The sequence below is a fragment of the Nonomuraea sp. B10E15 genome, assembly GCF_039871615.1.
Classification (GTDB): domain Bacteria; phylum Actinomycetota; class Actinomycetes; order Streptosporangiales; family Streptosporangiaceae; genus Nonomuraea.
On the sequence record NZ_JBDPMB010000004.1, the window covers coordinates 261,317 to 287,834 of the forward strand.

Sequence of the window (26,518 nt, forward strand, 5' to 3'; positions counted from 1 at the left end):
GTGATGTGCTCAGGACTTGACGGCGCCGGCGATGCCTTCGACGAAGTAGCGCTGCAGGGCGATGAACAGCGCGACGACCGGCAGCAGCGAGATCGTCGCCGCGGCGGCCATGCCCGACCAGTCGGTGGCGTTCTCGCCCACGAACGCGAGCATGCCGACGCTCACGGTGCGCAGGTCGGGCCGGGAGAAGGTGAAGACCAGCGGCAGGAAGAACGCGTTCCAGGTGTTCAGGAAGGTGAGCACGGTCACCGTGGCGGTCACCGGCTTGGCCAGCGGCAGCATGATGCGGAAGAAGACGGTCCCGAACCCGGCGCCGTCCATGAGCGCGGCTTCGGTGAGCTCCTTGGGGATGCCGCGGAAGTAGCCGATGTAGAGCAGGATCGCCGCCACGTGCGCGGCGCCCGACATCGCCAGGATCATGCCGGTCAGCGAGTTCAGCATGCCCAGCCGCTGGGCGAGGTCGACCAGCGGGATGATGGTGTAGCCGGCCGGCACGAACAGGGTGGCGATCAGGGTGCCCATGACGATCTTGCGCCCGCGGAACTCGTGGCGGGCGAGGACATAACCCGCCATGGCGCACCTGACGACCACGACCACCACCGTGGCCACCGTGACGATCACGGTGTTGAGCAGGTATTTCCCGAACTGGGCGTCCCCCCAGGCGCGCTCGTAGTTCTCCCACTGCGGGTTGCCCGGCAGCAGGTCGAGCCCTTGGGTGAACACCTCTGCCGACGTCTTCAACGACGCGGCGACCATCCACAGGAACGGGTAGATCCAGATCAGGCAGCCGGTGGCGAGCGCGGCGGCGGCCAGCCACCAGGGCAGCCGGCGCAGCGCCTTGGACAGGGTCATGCCGCCCCCCTGGCCTTGCGGGTGGCGCGGACCGCGAGGAGCTGCAGCAGCCCGACGACGCAGACGAACAGGCCGAACAGGACGGCGGCCGCGGAGGCGTATCCGAGCCGGGGCACCGTCGCGGCGAAGGCCCACCGGTAGATGTAGACCTCGATCACCTCGGTCGAGTAGAACGGGCCTCCCCCGGTCATGGTCAGGACGAGGTCGAAGACCTGCAACGAGGCCTCGATCGACAGCAGGGTGATGATGACCAGGAACGGTTTGAGCAGGGGCGTGGTGATGTGCCGCAGGGTGGCCAGCGCGCCGGCCCCGTCGAGGCGCGCCGCCTCGTACACCTCGTCGGGCACGGTCTGCAACGCGGCCAGCCAGTAGACCAGGGTGATCCCGAACCACTTCCACACGTAGACGGCGATCGTCGTGCCCAGCGCCGTGGACGACTGGCCGAGGAAGTCGACCCCGTCCGTCACCAGGCCGGCCTCGCGCAACGCGAGGTTCACCGGGCCGCTCGCCGGGTCGAAGACGAACTGCATGACCACGCCGACGATCGCCGTCGTGGTGACCACCGGCAGGAACAGCGCGGTGCGGAACAACGTGCGCAGCGGCATGCGGGGCGAGTTGAGGACGATCGCGACCAGCAGGGTGGTCAGCACCTGGAGCGGTACGGCGACGAGCATGAACGTCAGGGTCAGCCGGAACGAGCTCCAGAACATCGGGTCGGCGAGGACCTCGCGGTAGTTGGTCACGCCGATGAACGACGGGCTGGCGTCGAACCCGTTCCAGTCGGTGAGCGAGTAGACGTAGCTGCCGACGATCGGGTAGACGGTGAACGCGCCGTACAGCAGCACGGTCGGGGCGAGGAACAACCACACGTACGTGGTGGTGCGGGCGCCGCGCGGTTTCCGCGAACCGGCGGACGGGACGGCGAACGTCATGCGCCCGCTCCGGCGACGCCCGTGGTGCTCTGGTCGACCATCAGCCGCCAGGGCGCCTCCAGCTCGGCCGCCGGCTCCCGGTCACCCTCGACGCGCTGCAGCAGGCGGGTCACGGCGAGCTCGGCGATCTTCTTCTTGTCGGGCACGATGGTGGTCAGGGGCGGGGTGACGAACCGGCCCTCCTCGATGCCGTCGAACCCGGCGACGGCGACGTCCTGCGGCACCCGCAGCCCTCGGGCCAGCACGGCTCGCACCGCCCCGATCGCGAGCAGGTCGTTGTAGCAGAACACCGCGTCCGGCGGCTCGTCCAGGTCGAGCAGGCGCTCCATCGCCTCCCGCCCGTCCTGGCGCTGGTAGCGGCGCACCGTCGCGGGGATCTCGGGCAGCCCGGCCTCCTCCAGCGCCTGCCGGTATCCGGCCGTCCGGTGCGCCGCCGTGTTGCCCACCGGCCGTTCCACCGGCCCGATGGCGGCGATCCGGGTCCGGCCCAGCGAGACCAGGTGAGCCGTGGCGGCCCGCGCGGCGGCGGTGTCGTCGATGGCGACGTGGTCGAGGCCCTCCACCCGGACCTCACCCAGGATGACCGCCGGGCAGTTGCCCGCCCAGCTGCGCAGCTCGTCCTCCGTCAGGCCGAGCGGGCTGAAGATGATCCCGTCGAACAGCGCCGACCGGTCCCGCCGCATGGTGATCTGCCGCTCGCGTTCCGCCACGCCCTCGGTGCGGTCGAGAAGCACCGTGTATCCGCGCTCCTCGGCCTGGTCCACCACGTGGGCGGCCAGCTCGGTGAAGTAGGGCACGTCCAGCGGCAGCACGAGGGCCAGCAGGTTGGAGCGCCCCCGGTTCAGGCTGCGGGCCGCGAGGTTGGGCCGGTAGTCGAGCTCCTCCAGGGCCCGTTGCACCTGGGCGCGGGTCTCCTCGGACACGTAGGCGAAGTTGTTCACGACGTTGGAGACGGTCCGTACGGAGACTCCCGCCAGCCGCGCTACGTCACGTTGTGTCACCACGACCGTCCAACCTCCAGATCGGGAGCCGACTTCCAAGAGAGTCTTGCCGCGCGGCATGCCGCGTGGCAAGAATGACTTTGCCACGCGGCAACACTGCTTCACAAGACCTTTGACCGCCGCGGGGTGGAAGGCAGGACCGATGAGCGTGATGACTCGGCGAGGGTTCCTCGCCGCGGCGGGCACCCTGGCCGCCGCGGCGGCGACCAGTGCGTGCGGCGGGGGCGGAGGCAGCGGCGGCGGCGCCTCGCTGACCTGGTGGGACCACCAGAACCAGCTGCAGAAGGCCAAGGCGGAGATCTTCGCCACGTATGCCAAGAGCCCCGGCGGCGTCCCCGTCCAGTACACGTACTACAACCCGGCGAAGATGGGCCAGGCGCTGCAGCTGGCCAAGCAGAGCGACCAGCTGCCGGACGTCCGCTCCAACGCCGGTCTCAACCTGCCCGCCGCCGCGCTCGTCGCCGCCGGATGGGCGCAGCCGCTGGACCTCAGCGAGGAGGCGACGGCCCGGGTCAAGGACTCGCTCGTCGAGGGCGTGCACGTCTTCGACGGCAAGATCTACGCGTTCCCGATCTTCAGCCACCAGGTCTACGTCGCCGTCAACTGGTTCAACACCGAGCTGGTCGGGCGCGCCGGGCTGGACCCGCAGGCGCCGCCGAAGACCTACGACGAGTTCCGCGCGGCGGCCCGCGCGGTGCAGCAGTCGGCCGGCGAGGGCACCTACGGCTGGGTGTGGAACATCGGCATGCCGGACCGGCTCGGCGAGCAGGTCCACGACCTGGCGCAGGCGGCCGGGTTCGCCGGCGGGCAAGGACGGTTGTACGAGAGCGGCGAGTACGCCTTCCACGCCGGCGAATATCTCGACGTGATCGAGTTCCTGGTCTCGCTGCGCCAGGACAAGGTGCTGGTGCCGGGGTCCAACTCCTGGGTCGACGACGTGGCGCGGGCCCGGTGGACCGCGGGGCTGGCGGCGTACTATTTCGACGGCCCTTGGTGCCCCGGCGTGGCGCTGCAGGAGATGCCGGAGTTCGGGGAGAAGCTGGGCGTCGGGCCGATGCTCGTGCCCGACGCGGGCACCGCCGTCGCGAGCTACCACGTGCCACAGCCGGGCGACTACTGGTTGTCACCGACGACCCGGCACGCCCAGGCGGCCAACACCCTGTTGAGCGACTACTTCACCACCCCCGACTACTCCCGCCGGGTCGCCGAGACCATGTCGCAACCCCCGCGCGACATCGACGTCGTCGAGCAGTCCCAAGCGCACCCCGCCTACAAGAAGCTCATCGGCTGGTTCCGGGAGAGCGTCCACCTCGGCCCCGACCCGATCGCCGGCAACGCGGACATCCAGCAGGTGCAGATCGCGTCCAAGCCGGTGCGCCCCACCCTCGGCGACATCGTGCAGGGCGCGCTCACCGGCGACGTCACCGACGTCCGCGCGGCGCTGACCAGGCTGTCCAGCGACACCGCCAAGGACCGGGACCGCGCGATCGCGGAGGCCAGGAAGAAGGGCGCGAAGGTCAGCCTGGACGACTACGCCTTCCCCAACTGGAAACCGGGCAAGGACTACACCAGGCCGATGTACGACGAGCGCTGACGAGGGAGAACGTTCCCGTGCAACGACCGAACATCGTGCTGATCATGACCGACCAGCAGCGTGCCGGCTGGACGGCGGCGGGCGGATTCCCCCTGGACACCATGCCGTTCCTGGACGGGCTGATGGACGCCGGCGTGCGGTTCAGCCGGGCGTACACGACCTCCCCGCTGTGCGTCCCTGCCCGGATCAGCCTGCTCACCGGGCGGTATCCGTCCGCGCACCGGGTCAGGCAGAACAGCGCCGCCCATCACGTGCTCCGCGGCGACGACCTGGTGGACGTGCTGCGCGAGTCCGGCTACGCGCTGCACCTGGCGGGCAAGACGCACTTCCACCGCAAGCCCACCGATTTCGACACGTTCGCCGCGCCCTACTGGCACGAGCGCGGCCCGGCCGACGCGGCGACGCCCGAGCAGGAGGCGTTCGAGGAATGGCTCGTCTCGCTCGACCACTCGGTCAGCCATGAGCCGGCGCCGTTCCCGCTGGAGTGCCAGTTCCCGCACCGGATCGTCACCGACGCGATCAGCGCGATCGACGAGACGCCCGCCGGGCGGCCGTTCTTCACCTGGCTGTCGTTCCCGGAGCCGCACAACCCCTACCAGGTCCCCGAGCCGTACTTCAGCCTGTTCGCGGAGGACGAGGTGCCCGACCGGCAGTCCGGACCCGAGGGCGCCGAACGCAAGGGCGGCATGTACACGTGGCTGCGCCGGCTGACCGAGGAGAAACGGCCCGGCTACGACGCCGAATGGCGGCGCTACCGCGCCAACTACTGCGGCATGCTCCGCCTCATCGACGACCAGCTGCGCCGGTTCTTCACGCACCTGCGCGAGACCGGGCGGGACGCGGACACGCTGGTGTTCTTCGTCGCCGACCACGGCGACTACACCGGCGACTACGGCCTGCAGCGCAAGGGCGCGGGCATGCCGGAGTGCCTGATGCGCATCCCGTTCGCCGTGGCCGGGCCGGGCGTGCGGCCGATGGCCAACGGCACCGACTTCGTCTCGCTCGCCGACCTGTTCCCGACGGTCTGCGACGCCCTCGGCGCCGGCATCCCGCCCGGTGTCCAGGGCCGCAGCCTGTGGCCCATGCTCACCGGGGAGCCCTACCCGGCCGAGGAGTTCGCGAGCGGCTACGGGGAACGCGGGTTCGGCGGGCTGTCGTACACCGTCGACGAGCGCCCCCTGCTGCACTTCCCCTACGAAGGGCGCACCTTCGACGAGCTCAACACCGTCACCCAGTCCGGGACGACGGTGATGCTCCGGCGCGCGCGGTGGAAGCTGCTGCTGGACGAGCGCGGGACCGGCGAGCTCTACGACCTGGACGCCGACCCCGCCGAGCTGGACAACCGCTACGACGACCCCGCGCTCGCCGGGGTCCGCGCCGACCTCACCACCGACCTCGCCCGCTGGATGATCCGCGTCAGGGACGACCTGCCCCAGGCGGTCTACACGCTCAAACGTCCACCACACAACTGGAGCCAGGCGTAACGGGGCTCACGTCCTGGCGCGTCCGCCGGGGAGGACGTCGATCACGCGAACGCGAGACCGGGCGGCATGCACCTGGCCCTGCTCCCACGGTGCCGGACGACCGCCGATCACGGGAGTCCGTCCGGCACCGTGGTGCTGATCAGTAGGCGCCCAGGACGTCCACCACGAACACCAGGGTGCTCTTCGCGGGGATGCCCTGCTGCTCCTGGTCGCCGTAGCCGAGGTCCGGCGGGATGCTCATCACGACCCGGCTGCCGACCGGCACCCCGACCAGTCCCTGCTGCCAGCCCTTGATCACCTGGCCGAGCGGGAACTCGGCCGGCTGGCCGCGATCCCAGCTGGAGTCGAACTTCTTGTCGGTGCCCCAGATCTTGCCCGTGTAGTGGACGGCGAGCGTCTGGTTGGCCTTCACCTTCTCGCCGGTGCCCTTGATGACCGTCTTGACCTCGAGCTTCGCCGGCGGCTTCGCATCGGTCTTCGTGGTCAGCCCGGGAGCCTTCTCACCGCCGGGATTGTCGACCTTGACACCCTTGATGCTGTCGTCGATCTCCTTGCCCTCGGCCGCCTTGAGCGGCGGCGGCTGGGTGCCGACCACGTCGAACACGAACACCTTGGTCGGCTGGGCGGGCGCGGCCTGCTGCTGGGGAGCGGCGTCGTTGGCCAGCACGGCCAGCAGCCGGCCGCCCTTCTTGACCTTGGTGAAGCCCTCCTGCAGGACCTTCGGCAGCTGCTCGTTGACCGGGATGGCCTCGGGCGCCTTGGTGTCGTAGGAGGAGCCCTGCACGGCGTTGCCCTGGCCGTCCCAGTTGTAGACGGTCAGGTTGACGACAACCCGGTCGCCCGCCTTGATGGCGTCGCCGTCGCCGGGATGGATCACCTTGTACGACGACGTGGTGGCGGGCGAGCCGGACGGGAAGGTCACCGTGGGCTTGGCCCCCACGTTGCCCGCGACCCCCACCTTGGCGCCGTCGGCCGGCGCGGCGCTCGACGTGGCGCCGGCGCTGGACGTGGCGCCGGAGTTCGCGCCGTCATCGGAGCCGCACGCGGCGGCGAACAAGAGCAAAGGCACGGCGGCCGAAACGGCCAGAGCGCGGCGCATGAATGTCCCTCGGAAAAGACGTCAGATTCGCGTCACACTACCCGACATTCAGGTAGGGCCGGGGTAAACGCGACACCACGCTCTGGCACGGGTCACATGCCGGCGATGAGCTTGTCGACCCGCTCGTCCACGCTGCGGAACGGGTCCTTGCACAACACCGTGCGCTGCGCCTGATCGTTGAGCTTGAGATGCACCCAGTCGACGGTGAAGTCGCGCCGCTTCTCCTGCGCCTTGCGGATGAACTCGCCGCGCAACCGCGCCCGCGTCGTCTGCGGCGGCACCGACTTGGCCTCGAAGATCTTCAGGTCGGACGCCACCCGCTCCACCGACCCGCGCTTCTGCAGCAGGTAGAACAGGCCGCGCTTGCGGTGCACGTCGTGATAGGCCAGATCGAGCTGCGCCACCCGCGGCGAGGACAGCGGCAGGTCGTACTTCTTCCTGTAGCGCTCGATCAGCTGGTATTTCGTCACCCAGTCGATCTCCCGCGAGACCAGGTCGAGGTTGCCGGTGTCGACCGCGTGCAGCGTGCGCTCCCACAGCTCCAGCACCCGGTGGGCGATGGCGTCGCCGCCGCGGCGGTCGACGAAGTCCTTCGCCTTCGACAGGTATTCCTGCTGGATCTCCAGGCTGGAGGCCTCGCGCCCGTTGGCCAGGCGCACCCGGCGCCGGCCCGTCATATCGTGGGAGACCTCGCGGATCGCCCTGATCGGGTTTTCCAGCGACAGATCACGCATCACCGTGCCCGACTCGATCATGCGCAGCACCAGGTCGGTGGCGCCGACCTTGAGCAACATCGTGGTCTCGCTCATGTTGGAGTCGCCCACGATGACGTGCAGGCGGCGGAACCGCTCGGCGTCGGCATGCGGCTCGTCGCGGGTGTTGATGATGGGCCTCGACCGGGTGGTGGCGCTGGAGACGCCCTCCCAGATGTGCTCGGCCCGCTGCGAGACGCAGTAGACGGCGCCGCGTGGCGTCTGCAGCACCTTGCCTGCCCCGCACACGATCTGCCGCGTCACCAGGAACGGGATCAGCACGTCGGCCAGCCGCCCGAACTCCCCGTGCCTGCCCACGAGATAGTTCTCGTGGCAGCCGTAGGAGTTGCCGGCCGAGTCGGTGTTGTTCTTGAACAGATAGATGTCACCGGCGATGCCCTCTTCGCGCAGCCGCTTCTCGGCGTCCACGAGCAGGCCCTCGAGAATGCGCTCGCCCGCCTTGTCATGGGTGACGAGCTCGATGACGTTGTCACACTCAGGTGTTGCGTATTCAGGGTGGCTGCCCACGTCGAGGTAGAGACGTGCGCCGTTGCGGAGGAAGACGTTGCTCGATCGGCCCCAGGACACGACCCGCCGGAACAAGTAGCGCGCGACCTCGTCGGGCGACAGCCTGCGCTGCCCCCTGAACGTGCAGGTCACGCCGTACTCGTTCTCCAGCCCGAAGATGCGACGATCCATCACCTCACACTATGCCCACGGATCGGCATGCGGGAGAGATCTTCGCAGGTGTTTTCCCGCACCCGCCCCGTCGGGTGTCCCGTTGACCGGGCGTTTACGGGCGTTCGTCCCGCACCCGCCCCCTCGGGGCGCGGGTCACACGGCGCGGGTCAAGGGGTGTAGATCTCCTGCACCTTGACGATGCGCCCCTTGTGGACAGTGATCAACGCGGGGTGCGGACGAGCGCCGTGCCGCTTGATGAGCGTGGCCCTGGAGCAGCGCTTCGCGCCGAGCCCCGTCTTCCTGCTGACCGTCATGTCCGACATCGTGGACTTGCACCCATACGCCGACAGGAACACCACGTTCTTCGCGATCGGCGAGGCATACGCGCCGACGCTCCCCTCGCGCGGGCCGACGAACAGCCCTTCGGTGTGGGTGCCCTTCTTCCACTTGATGGGCTCGTACTCGGCTACTCCGCCGCGCACGTGGGTGATCCGGCCGCGCAGAATGCCGTTGTGGCGGGAGTGGATCCCCTTGGTGAAATCGTGCCCCGGGTCGGCCTGGAAGGTCGTGCCGAAGGTCTTGGGCGCTTTGTACTTCGGGTAGGCGGCCGCGTCGGCGGCGCCGCCGGATACCAGCACCACGGCCCCGGCCGCCCCGGCCGCGAGGATGCCGCGCAGGGAAGTGTTCATGGAACCTGAGATCTTCGACGGCCCTCCGAAGTTCACCCCAACCAATGTGAAACAGATCACACTCTTGGAGAACCCCAGGAAGCCACGAACGCCGCGCCGCCGCGTGCGGGTGGAGGGATCGCCCCGCACGACGGTGTGAGACCGTCGGCGCCACGGCGACGTCGCCACCACCGAGCACGCGGCACCAGCGGCGGAACCACCACGGGGCACCCGGTACGACGGCGAGGGTGCCCGACCCACGACGCGGCGGCGACGGCCGGGACCGCCGGGCGGCGGCCGGGACCGCCACGGGCGCCCGGCACGACCGCAGGAAACCACCGGATGCCCGGCTGCGGCTGCGGGGACCGCCCATGGCAGGCCCCCGCGGAAAAGTGTGTCTACAGCGGCGAGGAGCCGTCGTCCACGTCGCCGTCCGGGCCCGTGGGCGGCGGCGTGTCCTTGCCCTCGCCGGCGGGAGGCGTGGGCTGGGAGGCCGGTGGGGTGGTCGTCTGGGCGAGCAGCCGCTCCAGCCGCGCCCCCGTCAGCCGGAGGAACTTGCGGTGCTCGCGGTTGCGGTCGAGCACCGCCACCTCCAGCTGCGCCACCGGCGGCCGCTCGCCGCCCGGCTCGGTGAGCGCCGTCAGCGCCACCTCCAGCGCGTCGGCCAGCGACATCGACTCGCGGTAGCGCTCCTTCAGCCGGGTCGCCACCGCCTCGGCCTGGCCGCCCATCGCCGCGAAACCGTGCTCGTCGAAGACGGACCCGTCGAACGTCAGCCGGTAGATCGCGTCGCCGTCCTTGGTCTCACCCACCTCGGCGACGACGACCTCCACCTCGAGCGATTTGATCGACTCGGTGAAGATGCGGCCCAGGTTGGAGGCGTAGAGGTTGGCCAGGCCGCGTCCGGTCACGTCGGAGCGGTCGTAGGTGTAGCCGTTGATGTCGGCGTAGCGGATGCCGCCGAGGCGCAGCTCCTCGAACTCGTTGTAGCGCCCGACGGCGGCGAACCCGATGCGGTCGTAGATCTCGCTGATCTTGTGCAGCGCCCGCGACGGGTTGGGCGCCACGAACAGGATGCCGTCGACGTACTGGAGCACGACGACGGACCGGCCCCGCGCGATGCCCTTGCGCGCGTAGTCGGCCTTGTCCCGCATGATCTGCTCAGGGGACGCATATCCAAAAGGCATGGACACGTGCGGTGGTCCTTTCTAGCGCAGCGGGGCGATGGGGCCGTCGGGCGAGATCAGGCGGGCTTCGAGCATCTGCTCCACGTAGGAGGAGACCTGCTCGTCGGTCAGCCGGCGGAAACCGTCGGCGTCGATCACCGCGACGACCGGCCAGATCTTCCTGCTCACGTCGGGCCCGCCGGTGGCCGAGTCGTCGTCGGCCGCGTCGTAGAGGGCCTGGATGAGGGTCATCACCATGTCGTCGGAGGAGGCGCCGTCGCGGTAGAGCTTCTTCAGCGACCCGCGGGCGAAGATCGAACCGGACCCGATCGCGTCGAACCGCTCCCGCTCGTAGGGGCCGCCCGCGACGTCGTAGCTGAAGATGCGACCTTCGTCCTTGTCGGGGTCGTAGGCGGCGAACAGCGGCACCACCACCAGCCCCTGCATCGCCATGGCGAGGTTGCCCCTGATCATGGTCGCCAGCCGGTTGGCCTTGCCGGCCACCGACATCGTGCGGCCCTCGAGCTTCTCGTAGTGCTCCAGCTCGACGCGGTAGAGGCGGGCGAACTCGAGGCCCGTGCTGGCCGTGCCGGCGATGCCCATGCACGAGTAGTCGTCGGCGCGGAACACCTTCTCCACGTCGCGCTGGGAGATGATGTTGCCCGACGTCGCCCGCCGGTCGCCGGCCATGATCACTCCGCCGGCGAAGGTGGCGGCCACGATCGTGGTCGCGTGCGGGACCTGATCGCCGATCGGGGTGGCCAGAACCTCATCCCGCTGTGGCAGCAACTCGGGCGCATATGAACTGACAAACTCCGAGAACGACGAATTTCCCGTGTTCCGGAAAAGATGGTTCACCAAGCCGACGGGCAGATCCCTGTGCGATGCCACGCGACTCCCTCCAAACGTCAGTGTTCCTAGGGCGACCCTACTCATGTTGGGTTGCTGTCTGCACTTCCCACGATCAGCTCACGGCGAACCATTGTGCGCGGGCTTCACCGGCGCACCCCTTGAAACCCCGAACCAGACACCACGCCCGTGGACAGCGCTCCCCCGTGCTGGGCCCGTCACGAACCCACCGGCCATACTGGACACCATGGCCACCAGGTCCACCCGGGACTGGATCCTGCACGTCGACCTCGATCAGTTCGTCGCCGCGGTCGAGCTGCTCCGCCATCCTGAGCTCCGCGGCAGGCCCGTGGTCGTGGGCGGCACAGGCGATCCCACGCGCCCCCGCACCGTGGCCGCCACCGCGACCTACGAAGCCCGCGCCCACGGCATCCGTTCCGGCATGCCGCTGCGCACGGCGTACAAACGATGCCCGGAAGCGATCTTCCTGCCCAGCGACCCGCCCGCCTACGAGGCCGCCTCGCGAGAGGTCATGGCCGTCCTCCGGGAGTTCCCCGTGCGCGTGGAGATCTGGGGCTGGGACGAGGCCTTCGTCGGCGCCACCACCGACGACCCCGAAGCACTCGCCGCCGGCCTCCAGCAGGCCGTACGCGCCCGCACCCGGCTGACCTGCTCCGTCGGCATCGGCGACAACAAACACCAGGCCAAGCTCGCCTCGGCCTTCGCCAAGCCGGCGGGCGTGCACCGGCTCACCGGCGACAACTGGGCCGAGACCATGAACCACCGCTCCACCGACGCGCTCTGGGGCATCGGCGCCAAGACCGCCAGGAAGCTCGCCGCCCACGGCCTGCACACCGTCGCCCAGCTCGCCGCCGCCGACCCCGCCGATCTCGCCCGCCGTTTCGGGCCGACCAACGGCCCGTGGTATCGCTATCTCGCCCTCGGCAAGGGCGAGGCCGAGGTCGTCACCACACCCTGGATCGCCCGAGGCCACAGCCGCGAAACGACCTTCGAACACGATCTCACCGACAGGGGCGGCATCGCCCACCACGTCACGGCACTCGCCGGGCGCGTGGCCCAGGACACCATCGACGCCGGCCGCCAGGCGACCCGCGTCACCGTCAAGGTGCGCTACACGCCCTTCCTCACCCGCACCCGCCAGGCCAAGCTCCCCGCCGCCACGGCCGACCCGGGGGCCATCACCCGGACGGCCCTCACCGTCCTCGGCCGCTTCGATCTCGACCGCCCCGTCCGCCTCCTCGGCGTCGCGGTCGACTATGCCATGCCCGACCACACGCCCGACCATGCCGTACCCGACGACCAACCCACCCTCGACCACCTGGACTAGAGAACAGCCTGGAACCCGGCCCTTCGCCGGTTCCCCATGCCCCGCAGAAAAAAGCGCGCTGAGCCCGCCCTCGTGGGCGAGCATGCGCGCGACGTCGTCCTGGTGGTGCCGTAACGGCAGGCGAACGGATGGTTCCGGAGGAGGATCCCGCCGACGCACGCTCGCCCATCGGGCCTGCGCCAGATGGGCCCGGACCGGGTGACGGCCGTGGCCTCACCGCGGTCCGGGCAGGTCAGTCGGCCCGGCGTTCCCACCCGAATCATCCCTTTAGTTGATGTTTGCCCTACTCTCCGCCCTTTTGGACATAGCTGCGCACGAACTCCTCTGCGTTCTCTTCGAGAACTTCGTCTATCTCATCCAGAATCGAGTCGACATCGTCCGTGAGCTTCTCCTGCCGCTCCTGAACGTCCGGCGCCGCCGAGGCCTCGGTCTCCTCGACTTCGGACTCGCGCCGACCGGTCTGCTTCTGGCCGCCGGTGTCCTTGGTTGCCATGTCCTACCTCCGTCTGGGGGACTGCCTCTCCTGCATATCTTCCCCGAACCGGGCGACATTTCGCGCCCATCGCCCAGCGATCTTGCGGGGTTGACCAGATAGTAGAGCTATCCAATAATGGGACCCCTGTACGCACAGGAGGTTGCGATGTCCCCTTCGTCCCTGAGCACTGCCGGTGTGCTCCTCATCACAGTTCCCCTGGTCGCCTTCGGCGGTGTCTCGTTGTTGTCGTTCCTGATGCGGAACGTTCCAGGATACCTCGACAATCCGGTGCGCCGCGGCCTGTGGCGGGCGGGTCACGCCCACGCGGGCGTGCTGGTGCTCTTCGCCCTGGTGGCGATGGTGTACGTGGATCAGGCGAGCCTGCCGGAAGGCGCCAAGGCCGTGGTGCGCACGCTGATCGTGGCCGCGCCGATCCTGATGCCGCTGGGGTTCTTCCTGTCGGTGGCGCGCCCGAGCGACACCAAGCCGAGCAGGCTGATCTGGCTCACCGTGGCGGGCGGCGTGAGCCTGGCGGCGGGCACGCTGACGCTCGGCGTGAGCCTGTTGTGAGGCGGGGCCGCGCGCGGCCTGTGGTCGGCCGCCGCCGTGGACGCGGCCACCAGCGGGTGGTCAGTCGCCGCCGGTGAGCGCGGCCACCAGGTCGGCGGCGGTGCGGCAGCGATCGAAGAGCTCTCCGACATGGGCCTTGGTGCCGCGCAGCGGCTCAAGGGTCGGCACGCGCTGCAGTGACTCCCTGCCGGGGATGTCGAAGATGACGGAGTCCCAGGAGGCCGCGGCGACGGCCTCGCTGTACTGGCTCAGGCAACGGCCGCGGAAGTAGGCGCGGGTGTCGGTGGGCGGGTGTTCGACGGCACGCTGGACCTCTTCCTCGCTGACCAGGCGCTGCATGCGTCCGCGGGCGACGAGGCGGTTGTAGAGGCCCCGGTCGGGGCGGATGTCGGAATATTGCAGGTCGACGAGCTGGAGCCGGGGGTGCGACCAGGCCAGGCCGTCACGGCTGCGATAGCCCTCGAGGAGTTCGAGCTTGGCGACCCAGTCGAGCTCGCGGGCGAGCTGCATCGGATCTTCCGCGAGGCGGGTGAGCACGGACTCCCAGCGGTCGAGGATGTCCTTGTTCATCTCGTCGTGGGCGGTGCCGCGTTCCTCGACGTATTTGCGGGCCTGCTCGAGATATTCCATCTGGAGCTGGATGGCGGTGAGCTTGCGCCCGTCGCGCATGGGGATCTCGTAGCGGCAGGCGGGGTCGTGGGACACGGCCCGCAGCGCCTGCACGGGGTTGTCGACGGCGAGGTCACGGGTGAGGAAGCCGTCCTCGATCATGGCGAGGACGAGTGCGGTGGACCCGAGCTTGAGATAGGTCGAGATCTCCGACATGTTGGCGTCGCCGATGATGACGTGCAGCCTGCGGTATTTCTCGGGGTCGGCGTGCGGTTCGTCACGGGTGTTGATGATGGGCCGCTTGAGCGTGGTCTCGAGCCCGACCTCGACCTCGAAGAAGTCGGCCCGCTGGCTGATCTGGAACCCTTCGCCGCGGGAGTCCTGGCCGATGCCGACCTTGCCGGCGCCGACGACGACCTGACGGGAGACGAAGAAAGGAGTGAGGTGCCGGACGATGTCGGCGAAGGGGGTGGCGCGCCGCATCAGGTAGTTCTCGTGGCAACCGTAGGAGGCGCCTTTGGCGTCGGTGTTGTTCTTGTAGAGCTGGATGGGGGCGTTGGAGGGGATGGCAGAGGCTCGGGTTGCCGCGTCGTACATGACTCGCTCGCCCGCTTTGTCCCAGATGACGGCGGCCCGAGGGTTGGTGCACTCGGGCGCGCTGTACTCGGGGTGGGCGTGGTCGACGTAGAGCCGGGCGCCGTTGGTGAGGATGACGTTGGCGAGGCCGAGGTCCTCGTCGGTGAGCTGGGTGGGGTCGGCCACCTCCCGGGCAAGGTCGAACCCGCGCGCGTCGCGCAGCGGGTTCTCCTCCTCGAAATCCCACCGTGCCCTGCGCGCGCGGGCCGCCGAGGCGGCCAGGTAGGCGTTCACGACCTGCGAGGAGGTCACCATCGCGTTGGCGCCTGGCTGACCAGGTACGGAGATGCCGTACTCGGTCTCAATGCCCATCACCCGACGCACCGTCATGCAACACCCTCTGTTCGTCCGGGTCTGTCTATCCGCCGTTTATATGCCCGAGCCTATGCCCTTCACAGTGCCCCAAGGCCACAAGGTTATGGCACCGACGTCTTTTCAACCTGTACGGCAGGAGCTGACGTGCTTTGCGGTGCCCTGCGCGGCTTGAGAAGTCGCTGGATAGGACGTTCCGCAAAGGCATGGACAAGATAGGACAGCAGAATCGCGACCAGCGTCGCGGTGACGGCGACCGCCCAAGGGGGCAGGTCCTCGACGAGCACGGGGATGAGGGCCACCGCGACCACGCCATGGAACAGGTAAAGCGGGTACGTGACCCCACCGAGCGCGGTGAGCGTCCTCGACGACTTCAGCCTGAGCAGGCCGAGGGCGACCAGGGCCATCAGGGTGAAGATCAGGGTGATGGTGATGATGACGCTGACGTCGGTGACGGGCATGTTCTTGAAGCCCGCGGCCTCGACCCGGCTGTGCACACGGCCGAGCGCGGCGTTGATCGACAGGCCGTACCCGCCGGCCACGTACAACCAGGGCAGCCAGGCGCTGCCGTGCTTGTGGATGAGGTACAGGGACATGCCGGCCACGAAATAGGGGGCGTACCGCGGCATGACGATCTCGTCGAGCAGGTCGTTGCCGAGCAGTTCCGCGCCGAGCGCGGCGACCAGCCAGACGCCCGCGAAGACCAGCACGCGCCGGTACGTCACGCCGATGATCACGAGGACGGCCATCAGCAGGTAGAAGCGGAGCTCCGCCCAGAGCGACCAGTAGACGCCGCTGGCGTCGGTGACCTTGAACAGCCGCTGGAGCATGGTGGCGTTCACCAGGTATTCGCCTGGTGAAAGTTTTGGGTTGAGCGCCTTGGCGCCGGTGATCGCGTAGAGGGCGGCGACCGCGCCGAGGCTGAGCCAGTACGCGGGATAGAGACGCACGAACCGGGACCGGGCGAAGCCGCCGAGCCCTCGGCCCCAGACGGTCATCAGGATGACGAACCCGCTGATGATGAAGAACAGCTCCACGCCGAGGATGCCTAACCCCGCGATGGGCGCCAGCGCCGGGAACAGCTCGGCGGGCCTGTCCCCCCAGACGGAGGCGTACGCGACCAGATAGTGGAAGGCGACGACGGCGAGGGCGGCGATGAATCGCAGGAGGTCGAGCTCGGCCAACCGGCCGTCCCCCCGGACATGCTTCGGCCGGTTGGGTGAATGCACGCCCCTTTGACGTAGATGTCGATCATTTTGGTTCCACCGGTCCCTCTGTTCCCACGAGCAACACGCGTGAGCGCTCGTCGACGCCGAGCGCACGCCGGGAGTCGCCGCTCAGTTCGAGCAGCCCGGCGGCTCCGGCGGCTCCGCACGGCGACAGGGCCACGCCGTGCCCGGACAGGAGCCGGACCGCGGCGTCCGCCTCCTCGTCGGTGATCGTCATGTAGAGGTCGGCGAGGTGGGACAGGAGACGATGGGCGATAAGGGAGGGTTCGAGGCAGTCGAGCCGGCCGAGCGTGGTATGTCCGCCTCTGATCCGGACGGACGTGCCGGCGCGGGCGCTTTCGAGCAGGCAGGGCGCGCCCTCGGGCTCGACGACGATCACTTTGGGCTGCTCGCCCCAGCGGTCCCGTACGTATCCGGCCGCCGCCGCGGCCAGCCCGCCTACCCCGGCCTGCACGAACACGTGCGTGGGCGCGCCGGGGCCCTCGTCCGGGCCGTCTCCGGCGGGCTCAGCCGCGGAAGAGAGCTCGCCGAGGCCGGACAGTTCGTCGAACAGGACCGTGTAGCCGCGCATGACGTCGAGCGGGACGGCGGTGTAGCCCTCCCACGAACTGTCGGAGACCAGCCGCCACCCCTGCTCCTCGGCCGTGCGGAGCGCCGCGGCCATGCTGTCGTCGTAATGCCGGCCGCTGCGCCGCACCTCCGCGCCGAGGGCGCGCAGCCGCCGCTCGAACGCCTGGGGCACGTCCTCGCTCAGGTAGACCACGCACGGCACGCCTGCCTCCGCGGCTCCTGCGGCGACGGAGATGCCGTGGTTGCCGGCGCTGGCGCACACGAAGGGCGGGCCTCCTGGCTCGCGTTCGGCCATCAGGCGCACGGCGTAGGCGCCGCCGAGCGCCTTGAAGCTGCCCAGACCCATGCGCAGGCTCTCGTCCTTGATGTGCACGGCGTACGTACCCGCGAATGCGCGCAGGGTGTGGACGGGCGTGGGCCGGTAGCCGCGGTGCCCGGCGAAGCGGGCGCGGGCCTGGCGGGCGTGCTCGACTCCGATGAGCTCGCGGTCCTGCGCGGTGTACGGGCCGCGACCGGGGTTCAGGTACTCCATGATCGCCATGCTAGGCGCGGCCGGCGCCTTCCCCGGCGGGCGACCCGCCACCGATGCGGCCGGCGACCGGGTCCGCAGACGCGGGAGGGCCGCGCGGTCTCCCGCGCGGCCCTCCCGATCAAGGGGTGTTACAGGTACTGGCCGGTGTTGGCGACGGTGTCGATGGACCGGCCGGCTTCGGTGCCCTGCTTGCCGGAGACGAGCGTGCGGATGTAGACGATCCGCTCGCCCTTCTTGCCGGAGATGCGGGCCCAGTCGTCGGGGTTGGTGGTGTTGGGCAGGTCTTCGTTCTCGGAGAACTCGTCCACGCAGGCCGTGAGCAGGTGCTGCACCCGCAGGCCCTTCTGGCCGGATTCGAGGAACTGCTTGATGGCCATCTTCTTGCCCCGGTCGACGATGTTCTGGATCATCGCGCCGGAGTTGAAGTCCTTGAAGTAGAGGACCTCCTTGTCGCCGTTGGCGTAGGTCACCTCGAGGAAGCGGTTCTCCTCGCTCTCGGTGTACATGCGCTCGACGACGCTCTGGATCATGCCCTGGATGGTGGCCTCACGGGAGCCGGAGTGCTCCGTCAGGTCGTCGGGATGCAGAGGCAGGTCAGAGATGAGGTATTTCGAGAAGATGTCCTTGGCCGCCTCGGCGTCCGGCCGCTCGATCTTGATCTTGACGTCCAGGCGGCCGGGCCGCAGGATCGCCGGGTCGATCATGTCCTCGCGGTTGGAGGCGCCGATGACGATGACGTTCTCGAGCCCCTCGACGCCGTCGATCTCCGACAGCAGCTGAGGGACGATGGTGTTCTCGACGTCGGAGGACACGCCCGAGCCTCGGGTGCGGAAGATCGAGTCCATCTCGTCGAAGAACACGATCACCGGGGTGCCCTCTGAGGCCTTCTCGCGGGCTCGCTGGAAGACGAGGCGGATGTGCCGCTCGGTCTCACCGACGTACTTGTTGAGCAGCTCCGGGCCCTTGATGTTGAGGAAGAAGCTCTTGCCGGACTGGCCGGTCTTCTCCGCGACCTGCTTGGCCAGGGAGTTGGCGACGGCCTTGGCGATGAGCGTCTTGCCGCAACCGGGCGGGCCGTACAGCAGCACGCCCTTCGGGGGACGGAGTTTGTGCTCGCGGAACAGGTCGGCGTGCAGGTAGGGCAGCTCGATCGCGTCCCTGATCTGCTCGATCTGCCGCATGAGACCGCCGATCTCCTCGTAGGAGATGTCGGGGACCTCTTCGAGCACGAGCTCTTCGACTTCGGACTTGGGTATGCGCTCGTAGACGTAGCCGGAGCGAGGTTCGAGCAGGAGCGAGTCGCCCGCCCTGATGGGCTGGCCGACCAGCGACTCGGCCAGTCGCACGACGCGCTCTTCGTCGGCGTGCGAGATGACCAGGGCCCGCTTTCCCTCGTCGAGCAGTTCTTTGAGCATCACGATCTCGCCGACCTCTTCGTAGCCGAGGGCTTCGACCACGTTGAGCGCCTCGTTGAGCATGACCTCCTGGCCACGCCGCAGCGAAGCGACGTCGACGGCGGGGCTGACGTTCACCCGGAGCTTGCGACCTCCGGTGAACACCTCGATCGTGCCGTCTTCTCGGGCCTCCAGGAAGGTGCCGAAGCCGGATGGCGGCTGCGCCAGCCGGTCGACCTCCTCCTTGAGGGCGACGATCTGGTCCCTGGCCTCCTTGAGTGTGGCCACCAGGCGTTCGTTCTGGCCGGTCACGGCCGCCAGATTGGCCTGTGCCTCATGGAGACGCTCTTCGAGGACCCTGGCCTGACGGGGTGACTCGGCCAGCTTCCGCCTCAGCGCGGTGATCTCCTCCTGGAGGAAGGAGACCTGTGTTGAAAGATCAGCGACCTCCCGTTCGCGCTGCGCGGCTCGAGCCTCAGCATCATCGCGAGCTGCCACGCCCCGTCACCTCCTTCCCAGTCGAGGGCGACTACTAAGGACCTTACCTATCTCGGGCCCCTCCGTAACCTGGCCGGGCAGTGTTCGTCGTGTGACAATCAGTATTCGGCGATTAATCCCCAATAGTGCGTTTAATACTCCCAGCATATGAACACGGTCATCTGTTCCCGTGTCACGCACCAACGCACCCTCGTGGCCAAATTGTCATAGTTCTTCGGTCGTCCCCTTCGGTCGTCGACGGCGCGGCGGCGGAGTCACGCCGTCGGCCATGCGGCGGGCGGTGACGAGGAACCCGGTGTGGCCGATCATCCGATGATCCGGTCTCACCGCGAGTCCTTCGACGTGCCAGTCGCGAACCAGGGTCTCCCACGCATGCGGCTCCGTGAAACACCCATGATCGCGAATGACCTCGACCGTCTTGGACAGCTGGGTCGTCGTGGCCACGTAACAGCAGATCACACCCCCAGGCGTCAGCGCCTTGGCGACCGCGTCGACGCACTCCCAGGGAGCGAGCATGTCGAGGATGACGCGGTCGACGTCGACCTCGTCGATCGACGACACCAGGTCGCCGGTGACCAGGCGCCAGTTGCCCTCCATGGGACCGCCGTAGAACTTCTCCACGTTCTTGCGCGCCACGTCGGCGAACTCCTGGCGCCGCTCGTAGGACGTGACGTGCCCCTCCGGGCCGACCGCGCGCAGCAGGAAGCAGGTCAGCGCGCCGGAGCCGACACCCGCCTCGATGACCCGGGCGCCGGGGAAGATGTCGGCCATGCCGACGATCATGGAGGCGTCTTTCGGGTAGATGACGGCCGCGCCACGCGGCATGGCCAGCGTGTAGTCCTGCAGCAGGTGGCGGAAGGCGAGGTAGGCGGTGCCGCCCGAGGAACGCACGACGGAGCCTTCAGGCTGCCCGATCAGATCACTGTGCGGGATGGCGCCCTTGTGGGTGTGGAAGACGCCGTCCTCCTTGAGCGTGATCGTGTGGCGCTTGTTCTTGGGGTCGGTGAGCTGCACCTGATCCCCCGCCTGGAAAGGCCCATGCCTGCGGAAACCCATGGCGGCAAGGTTATAGGGCTTTCGAGCGGGTCAGGACGCACGATAAGTATGGATGATGCTCCCGCACGACGTGATCTCCACCGGCTCCCTCATCCTGCGGCCACCCGTGGAGTCCGACGCCGAAGCGATCGTCACGACCTGCGACGACCCGGTGTCAGCCAGATTCCTGCCGCTCCTGCCGTCGCCGTACGGGGCCGGCGACGCGCTCGACTACCTCGGCAGGTCCGCGGCCAGGTGGCGGGACGGCGGTGCGGAGTTCTCGATCACCGAGAACGGCCGCTACGCCGGCTCCATCGGCGTCGGGCCGCCGGACCGCTGGGGCGTGACCGAGATCGGCTACCTGGTGGCCCCGTGGGCCCGGGGCAAGAACGTCGCGGCCACGGCGGCCAGGGCGGTCACCGACTGGCTCTTCGACCACGGGGTGCGCCGGGTCGAGCTGCAGGCCGAGGTGGAGAACGTGGCGAGCCTGCGCGTGGCGTACAAAGCGGGTTTCCGCGAGGAGGGGCGCAGGCGGGACGCCAAGCAGGTGCGCGACGGCCGGTACGCCGATGTCGTCACGTTCGGCCGGCTGGCTGGCGACGCCGTGGCTGTGGCGGAGCCGTACCTTCCGTTCTTCGAGGGCGGGGAGCTGACCGACGGAGTCGTGGCGCTGGAGCCGCTGGCCGCCGAGGACGCCAAGGACTTCCACCGGATGATGGCCGAGCCGAGCGTGGCGGTCTACTCCGTGGGGCCGCCGGCCACGCTGGAGGACAACGAGCGGCGCTGCCGCTACACCGGCTACTGGTGGGCGTCGGGGCAGCGCGTCGAGCTGGCGGTCAGGGACGCGGCCTCGCGGGCGTTCGCGGGGCACCTGCAGCTGACGCAGGTGGTCCCGGCGCTCGGGCAGGCGATGATCGGCTACTCGCTGGTGCCGCCGCACCGGGGCAAGGGGCTCATGACGCGGGCGGTGCGGCTGCTGGTCGACTGGGCGTTCGCCGGCACGCCCCTGCACCGGATCGTGGCGGGTACCGAGGCGGGCAACACGGCCTCGCAGGCGGTGCTGGAGCGGGCGGGGTTCAGCCGGGAGGGCGTGCACCGTGAGCTGTTCCCGCAGCCGGACGGCACCTGGGCCGACGACGTGGCGTGGGCGCGCCTGCGGCAGGACGAGCCCGCGGGCCGGAAATCCTGATTTCCTGTTGAGGTCTGGTCAAGGGCGCCGTCCAGGACGATAGTCGGGGCACCCGCACGTAAGGTCGCGCGATCGGGGTACGCGATCTCACCCTCTCCCCCCGAGGGGCGCCGCGATGCCATACGACCGTGCCGACGTCGCCATGCGCGAGCTCATCGCCGTGTTCTCCTGCCTGGAGGCGGTGAACCTGATCGACCGGCTCGCACGTACCGCCGCGGCCGTCGCGAGCACCGGGAACGCCGGATTCGTCCGGGTGGACGTGCTGCGCCGGCACGCGTGCTCGATCCACGTGCACACGCCGCCAGGCGATCCGCTGAGCGTGCGGCGGTGGCTGGCGGAGTCGGGGGTGATGAAGGAGCTCGTGGCGTCGCAGGCGACGGTACGGCTGGCGCGCGACGTGTCGGTGGGCGAGCCGGGTTTCCTGTCCATGCCCGTGCCGATGGCGACGCGGGACTCCACGCACCTGTGGGTGGCGGGGCGCGGGTTCAGCGACGGTGACGAGCACCTGGTGAGCCGGTTCGCCGCGGCGGCGGGGCGGGCGCTGGAGGCCGCCGGGGGCCTGGAGGCCGCGGTGCGCATGTTGCGCGGAGTGCGGTCCTTCCGTCCCGTCTAGCGAGGGGTGGGCCCGCTTTCGCGCGGTCGGAATCCGGGGTTGCGGACGACCTGTAGCGGGCCCGAATGAGGCGGGAAAACCTGCCCCGGCGGGTTCTCCGGCCCGTCACTCATGAAGATCCTTCGCCTATTTCGCGGCTCTTATCCAGACTGACGATTTCTCGGGATATGGCTCTCTGAATTGTGTGCTCCGCGGCCGGGATCCCCGGCGTGGCCGCCGATCCCGTCGTCCGCACCCCGGATTCCGCCCGTTCGGGGCAAGCCACACGTGGTGTCGTTTCGCGCCGAAGGCCGCCCTCCGGATGGCGTACGGCCCTTGTGCGAGAACGCTCGCGCCCCGGCGAGGGCGCGAGCGTCAGGCGGCGCGGTGTCAGCCCCTGTGGGCCTCGAAGCGGAGCGTGCGGGACACGCCCACCCGGACGGTCGTGCCCGGGGCGATGGTGACCGGCTCGTTGGGCGGGATGTCGTAGAAGTTGGGGTCGCCGGGCGGCTGGATCTGCGTGCCGTTGACCGAACCGAGATCCACCAGGTTGACGTCCCAGCCGTCCAGCGCCACGCGCAGGTGGCGGCGCGAGACCGAGCCGTCGGGGCTGGTCACCTTGGCCGGCCTCGCGCTGCCGCCGGCCACCTCGGGCGCGCGCTCAGGGTCACGGCCGAGGAGGTAGTCGGCCTCCAGGGGCAGCGCCGTGCCGTCGTCGAGGACGAGGACCCCGAGCGGGGGACGCGGCCCTTTGTAGGGGACGAGGGTGCGCTGGACCAGGGCGATGCCGCAGACGGCGCAGTAGGGCACGCGGGGGTCGTTGAAGTGGTCGTTCTTGCAGTCGACCCCGTAGACCAGCGGCCGGTCGCCGTGGTCGGCCTGCTGATCCTGCTGCTGGGGCGGGCCGGGCTGGTCGTAGTGCTCCTGCGGGCCGGGCCCGGCCGGACCGGGCTGGTCATAGTGGTCGGGCGGCCCCATGTGCTGCTGGGCCTGCTGCTCGCCGTTGCCCGAGTGCGCGGGCTCGTCGAAGGAGGGGAACTGCTGCTGCGGCTCGGGCAGGGGCGGCGGCTGCTCCTGCGGCGGGCCGTAGGGTGACTGCTGCTCGTGGGGCGGGCCGTAGGGGGGCTGGTCCTGCGGCGGGCCGTAAGGGGGATGTTGCTCCGGGGGCGGCCCGTAAGGGGGCTGGTCCTGCGGCGGGCCGTAGGAGGGCTGGTCAGGGGGCGTCAGGTAGGACGGCTGCTCGACCGGCTGCGGACCCGAGTGGGGGCCCGGCTGCGGGCCGGAGGCGGCCGGCGGCTGGTCGGCCAGCGGGTAGGGAGGGCGCTCGACGGGCTGCTGCGGGGGCGGCTGGATGAGGTCGGGCTCGACATGGAGGCCGGTGGCGGGCATCTCGCTGGTGAGCGGCCTGGACACGGCGGGTGCCGAGGGCTGCTCGGAGAAGTCGCCCACCAGACCGCCGCCGTGCACGACGCCGCCGTCGAACCGGACCGCGGGGTGCGGGCTGCCGGCGCCGGGCAGGCTCAGCTCGACGCGCTCGACGGTGCCGGTGACGAGCCGGTCGGCCCACGTCAGGGAGTCGCTCCCGGCCAGCCGCGTCTCGCCTGCCGGGGTGGCGATGGTGGCCGCCGCGGAGCCGCTGACCAGGACCGCCACGCCGTCGCCGACGGAGCCCGCCACCGCGCAGGTGGCCGGGTCGCCGGCCATGTTGGCCGCGAGCACCTGGGCGGCGCGCCGGGCCAGCGCCCGGCCGTCCCCGCCGGACGACGCCGTCGCGCGCAGCGCCTCGAGCAGGTCGTCGGCCGCGGACTCGCCGGCGTCGCACACGAGCAGCAGCCCGCCCTCGTAGGCGACCAGCCCATTTCCAGGAAGCGGACGCACCACTCCGAAGCCTTGGCCGGTCATGAGTCCTCCCTCATGCCGACCGTGCTGCGCTCATTGGTGCCCTCGCTGCGCTCGGTCACTCAACTCTCCTCCCCGGAAGCCGGCGGTGTTACGGCACCCGCACTGCCGTGCTGGTCACCAGCCATACGTACCCCGACGACGAGGCCACGTCGCGGCCACCTCGTCTCGATTCGGTGAACCGGTCGACCGCGGCAAACCCCTCAACTGTGCAAGTCTGGCCAACCAGCACACTATCGGCCAGTCGTCACATCGCAGAAATCGCCAGAGTCGGCTCCGGCCCACCCCGAAACTGCTGGACACGACCCTAGCCGGGGGCTGCCGCTTAAACGAGTGGGACAAATCAGACGCCGGAGAAGACCCGGTTCACGTCGGCCGTGGCCAGCACGCCGTAGATCTCGCCGCCGTGCTCCACGAGCAGATATTCGCTGCCCGGCGCCTCGCGCATGGCGTCGATGAGGGGCTCACCCTCCAGGTCGGCGGCCAGCACCATGTCGGGCTCGAGCGACTTGGCGAGGGAGGCGACGTTCACCCAGGGGCGGCGGTGCTCGGGCGTGGCCTGGACGGCGGCCTCGCTGACGATGGCGACGGGTTTGCCGTCGTGGTCGACCACGACGATGGCCCCCGCCCGGCGTTCGCCCGCCTGCCGCAGCGCCTCGGCCAGCGGCGTCTCGGCGACCACGGGAACGGCCCTTCGCGCGAGGGTGCGGGCGTTGACCTGCGGGATCCTGGCCCGGATCTTGGCCACGCGCAGCGACTGGCTGGCGCCGAGCCAGATGAACATGGCCAGCACGATCGGCCACAGCAGGTCGGTGAGATCGAGCTCGCGCCCGTCGGACAGCGCCGTCGCGACCGGCACGACGACGAGGAGCACGGCCAGCACCCGGCCGCCCCACGCGGCGACGATGGTGCCGGAGCCGGGGTTCTTGGTGAGCTTCCAGACGCCGGCGCGCAACATCCTGCCGCCGTCGAGGGGCAGCCCGGGCAGCAGGTTGAACACGCCGACGATGAGGTTGGCCACCCACAGCTGCCAGACGAGCGCCTCGGGGATGCCGCCGTCGTTGATCACGTAGATGTCGGCGGCCAGCCCGAGCCCGCCCAGGCCGAGCGAGAGCGCGGGGCCCGCGGCGGCCACCAGGAACTCCTTGCCCGGCGTCGGCGGCTCCTTCTCGATCTCCGACACGCCGCCGAGGAAGTAGAGGGTGATCCGCCGCACCGGCAGGCCGTAGGCCTTGGCCAGCACGCTGTGCGCGAGCTCGTGCAGCAGCACCGAGACGTACAGCAGCACCGCGAACACGAACGCGACGGCGTACGCGGCCGTGCTGTTCAGCTCGGGCAGCATGATCTGCATTCTCGGCCCGACGAGCATGGTGATGAAGGCCGCCACGATGAACCATGTCCACGAGACGTAAACCGGAATGCCGAACGGCTTTCCCATCCGAAGGCCGGAGAACTCCTGTCGCGGGCTCTGCTCGCTCACCGCACTCCTTGACATCCTCGCCGCCGGGGCATCCGTCGCCGCGCCCGGCCGGAGGGCCGGGCGACGGTCCGTGTCGCGGATTTCCCGTCGGCACGTGCTGTTGCTGCCTTGATGCTACGCGCCGGATCAGGTGATCCTCGTTCCGCGGGCGTTATTCTGTCGGGCTCTTGACCTAGAGTGCGGTGCATGACCTTGACCGAGCCGGCGATCATCGGAGCTCTCTCCCCGTCCCGGGCGGGCGATTTCATGACATGTCCGCTGCTCTACCGTTTCCGGGTGATCGACCAGCTGCCCGAGAAGCCGTCGCAGGCGGCGGTGCGGGGCACGGTGGTGCACGCCGTCCTCGAGCGCCTCTACGACCTGCCGGCGCCGCGGCGTTCGGTGAGCGCGGCGCTTGAGCTGCTGGAGCCGCAGTGGCGGCGGCTGCTCGACGACGACCCGCAATACGGCGAGATGTTCGCCGACGAGGCCGAGCAGGGCGAGTGGCTGGCGCAGGCGCGCGGCATGCTGGAGCGCTATTTCACGCTGGAGGATCCGACGCGGCTGGAGCCCGCCGAGCGGGAGCTCTACGTCGAGGCGGTGCTCGACGGCGGGCTCATGCTGCGGGGCTACGTCGACCGGCTCGACGTGGCGCCCACCGGCGAGGTCAGGGTGGTCGACTACAAGACGGGCAGCGCGCCGGGGCCCGATTTCGAGGCCAAGGCGTTATTTCAGATGAAGTTCTACGCCCTGGTGCTGTGGCGGCTGCGCGGGCAGGTGCCGCGGCTGCTGCAGCTGGTCTACCTGGGGGGCAAGGGCGAGGTGCTGCGCTACGCGCCCGACGAGGCCGACCTGCTGGCCACCGAGCGCAAGGTCATGGCGTTGTGGGCGGCCATCGAGCGGTCCCTGCAGTCCGGCGAGTGGCGGGCGCGCAGGAGCCGGTTGTGCGACTGGTGCGACCACCAGGCGCTGTGCCCGGAGTTCGGCGGCACCCCGCCGCCGGTTCCCGACCGCAAGCCCGGCGACACGGTCCGCAGCAGCCGCCGATCGGCCACGGACGAGCTCTGAGCGCGCGGGCCCACGACACCGCCGA

General features: G+C 69.7%; 23 protein-coding genes. 7 read left to right on the plus strand and 16 right to left on the minus strand.

The features are described from left to right. Positions 1-9 precede the first annotated feature (9 nt). Genes ABGB14_RS16835 through ABGB14_RS16845 form a run of 3 tightly spaced genes read right to left on the minus strand, consistent with a single transcriptional unit; the run spans position 10 to position 2,788 of the window. On the minus strand, positions 10-852 hold the full coding sequence (locus tag ABGB14_RS16835) for a carbohydrate ABC transporter permease (protein WP_347644591.1): 843 nt from the start codon (positions 850-852) through the stop codon (positions 10-12). Beyond that, a complete protein-coding gene (locus tag ABGB14_RS16840) occupies positions 849-1,784 on the minus strand; it encodes a sugar ABC transporter permease (protein ID WP_347644592.1) in 936 nt (311 codons plus the stop codon). The genes ABGB14_RS16835 and ABGB14_RS16840 overlap by 4 nt, the downstream gene beginning before the upstream one ends. Then, positions 1,781-2,788, minus strand: coding sequence for a LacI family DNA-binding transcriptional regulator (locus ABGB14_RS16845; RefSeq protein ID WP_347644593.1), 1,008 nt, complete (start codon positions 2,786-2,788; stop codon positions 1,781-1,783). The genes ABGB14_RS16840 and ABGB14_RS16845 overlap by 4 nt, the downstream gene beginning before the upstream one ends. Before the next feature lie 139 nt (positions 2,789-2,927). On the opposite strand from ABGB14_RS16845, the gene ABGB14_RS16850 reads away from it, so the two are divergent. Then, complete coding sequence (locus ABGB14_RS16850; protein WP_347644594.1) at positions 2,928-4,379, plus strand: extracellular solute-binding protein; 1,452 nt, start codon at positions 2,928-2,930, stop codon at positions 4,377-4,379. Between the two features lie 17 nt (positions 4,380-4,396). Beyond that, positions 4,397-5,863 (plus strand): sulfatase-like hydrolase/transferase, encoded by a 1,467-nt coding sequence (locus ABGB14_RS16855; protein WP_347644595.1) that lies wholly within the window; start codon positions 4,397-4,399, stop codon positions 5,861-5,863. 139 nt (positions 5,864-6,002) lie between these two features. On the opposite strand, the gene ABGB14_RS16860 is transcribed toward ABGB14_RS16855, so the two are convergent. The 5 genes from ABGB14_RS16860 to prcB form a co-directional block, all read right to left on the minus strand. Further along, positions 6,003-6,932, minus strand: a complete 930-nt coding sequence (locus ABGB14_RS16860) for an FKBP-type peptidyl-prolyl cis-trans isomerase (RefSeq protein WP_347644596.1) — start codon at positions 6,930-6,932, stop codon at positions 6,003-6,005. Between the two features lie 122 nt (positions 6,933-7,054). Then, a complete protein-coding gene (pafA, locus tag ABGB14_RS16865; RefSeq protein WP_103962987.1) occupies positions 7,055-8,413 on the minus strand; it encodes a Pup--protein ligase in 1,359 nt (452 codons plus the stop codon). A 149-nt stretch (positions 8,414-8,562) separates the two neighbouring features. Next, on the minus strand, positions 8,563-9,084 hold the full coding sequence (locus ABGB14_RS16870; protein ID WP_347644597.1) for a hypothetical protein: 522 nt from the start codon (positions 9,082-9,084) through the stop codon (positions 8,563-8,565). 377 nt (positions 9,085-9,461) lie between these two features. Continuing rightward, a complete protein-coding gene (prcA, locus tag ABGB14_RS16875; protein ID WP_347644787.1) occupies positions 9,462-10,250 on the minus strand; it encodes a proteasome subunit alpha in 789 nt (262 codons plus the stop codon). Between the two features lie 21 nt (positions 10,251-10,271). Then, positions 10,272-11,018, minus strand: a complete 747-nt coding sequence (gene prcB / locus ABGB14_RS16880; RefSeq protein WP_347622128.1) for a proteasome subunit beta — start codon at positions 11,016-11,018, stop codon at positions 10,272-10,274. Positions 11,019-11,325: 307 nt separating this feature from the next. Here prcB and ABGB14_RS16885 point away from each other — a divergent pair, with 307 nt between their 5' ends. Continuing rightward, positions 11,326-12,426, plus strand: a complete 1,101-nt coding sequence (locus ABGB14_RS16885; protein WP_347644598.1) for a DNA polymerase IV — start codon at positions 11,326-11,328, stop codon at positions 12,424-12,426. A gap of 283 nt (positions 12,427-12,709) precedes the next feature. Here ABGB14_RS16885 and ABGB14_RS16890 read toward each other — a convergent pair whose 3' ends face one another. After that, positions 12,710-12,919 (minus strand): ubiquitin-like protein Pup, encoded by a 210-nt coding sequence (locus ABGB14_RS16890; RefSeq protein ID WP_347622130.1) that lies wholly within the window; start codon positions 12,917-12,919, stop codon positions 12,710-12,712. A 147-nt stretch (positions 12,920-13,066) separates the two neighbouring features. On the opposite strand from ABGB14_RS16890, the gene ABGB14_RS16895 reads away from it, so the two are divergent. Beyond that, entirely contained in the window at positions 13,067-13,471 is a 405-nt protein-coding gene (locus ABGB14_RS16895; protein ID WP_347644599.1) for a hypothetical protein, read from the plus strand. A gap of 60 nt (positions 13,472-13,531) precedes the next feature. Here the strand turns inward: ABGB14_RS16895 and dop are convergent, their stop codons facing one another. The 5 genes from dop to ABGB14_RS16920 all read right to left on the minus strand — a co-directional run bounded on the left by dop (position 13,532) and on the right by ABGB14_RS16920 (position 20,307). After that, positions 13,532-15,046 (minus strand): depupylase/deamidase Dop, encoded by a 1,515-nt coding sequence (dop, locus tag ABGB14_RS16900; RefSeq protein WP_347644600.1) that lies wholly within the window; start codon positions 15,044-15,046, stop codon positions 13,532-13,534. 86 nt (positions 15,047-15,132) lie between these two features. Continuing rightward, on the minus strand, positions 15,133-16,212 hold the full coding sequence (locus tag ABGB14_RS16905; protein WP_347644601.1) for an acyltransferase: 1,080 nt from the start codon (positions 16,210-16,212) through the stop codon (positions 15,133-15,135). Positions 16,213-16,279: 67 nt separating this feature from the next. Continuing rightward, positions 16,280-17,359: a pyridoxal-phosphate dependent enzyme gene (locus ABGB14_RS16910; protein WP_347644602.1), complete on the minus strand. Its 1,080-nt coding sequence runs from the start codon at positions 17,357-17,359 to the stop codon at positions 16,280-16,282. Between the two features lie 128 nt (positions 17,360-17,487). Beyond that, positions 17,488-19,251 carry a proteasome ATPase gene (arc, locus tag ABGB14_RS16915; protein ID WP_132514529.1) on the minus strand — a complete coding sequence of 588 codons (1,764 nt, stop codon included), beginning with the start codon at positions 19,249-19,251 and terminating at the stop codon, positions 17,488-17,490. Between the two features lie 204 nt (positions 19,252-19,455). Further along, positions 19,456-20,307, minus strand: a complete 852-nt coding sequence (locus ABGB14_RS16920; protein ID WP_347644603.1) for a tRNA (adenine-N1)-methyltransferase — start codon at positions 20,305-20,307, stop codon at positions 19,456-19,458. A gap of 52 nt (positions 20,308-20,359) precedes the next feature. On the opposite strand from ABGB14_RS16920, the gene ABGB14_RS16925 reads away from it, so the two are divergent. Together ABGB14_RS16925 and ABGB14_RS16930 are read left to right on the plus strand one after the other, a co-directional pair. After that, positions 20,360-21,475 carry a GNAT family protein gene (locus tag ABGB14_RS16925; protein ID WP_347644604.1) on the plus strand — a complete coding sequence of 372 codons (1,116 nt, stop codon included), beginning with the start codon at positions 20,360-20,362 and terminating at the stop codon, positions 21,473-21,475. A 115-nt stretch (positions 21,476-21,590) separates the two neighbouring features. After that, positions 21,591-22,088 (plus strand): hypothetical protein, encoded by a 498-nt coding sequence (locus ABGB14_RS16930; protein WP_347644605.1) that lies wholly within the window; start codon positions 21,591-21,593, stop codon positions 22,086-22,088. A gap of 369 nt (positions 22,089-22,457) precedes the next feature. On the opposite strand, the gene ABGB14_RS16935 is transcribed toward ABGB14_RS16930, so the two are convergent. Together ABGB14_RS16935 and ABGB14_RS16940 are read right to left on the minus strand one after the other, a co-directional pair. Continuing rightward, positions 22,458-23,969, minus strand: a complete 1,512-nt coding sequence (locus ABGB14_RS16935; protein ID WP_347644606.1) for an FHA domain-containing protein — start codon at positions 23,967-23,969, stop codon at positions 22,458-22,460. Positions 23,970-24,309: 340 nt separating this feature from the next. Beyond that, positions 24,310-25,446: a site-2 protease family protein gene (locus ABGB14_RS16940; protein ID WP_347644607.1), complete on the minus strand. Its 1,137-nt coding sequence runs from the start codon at positions 25,444-25,446 to the stop codon at positions 24,310-24,312. Positions 25,447-25,632: 186 nt separating this feature from the next. On the opposite strand from ABGB14_RS16940, the gene ABGB14_RS16945 reads away from it, so the two are divergent. Further along, on the plus strand, positions 25,633-26,493 hold the full coding sequence (locus ABGB14_RS16945; RefSeq protein ID WP_347644608.1) for a RecB family exonuclease: 861 nt from the start codon (positions 25,633-25,635) through the stop codon (positions 26,491-26,493). Positions 26,494-26,518: the final 25 nt, after the last annotated feature.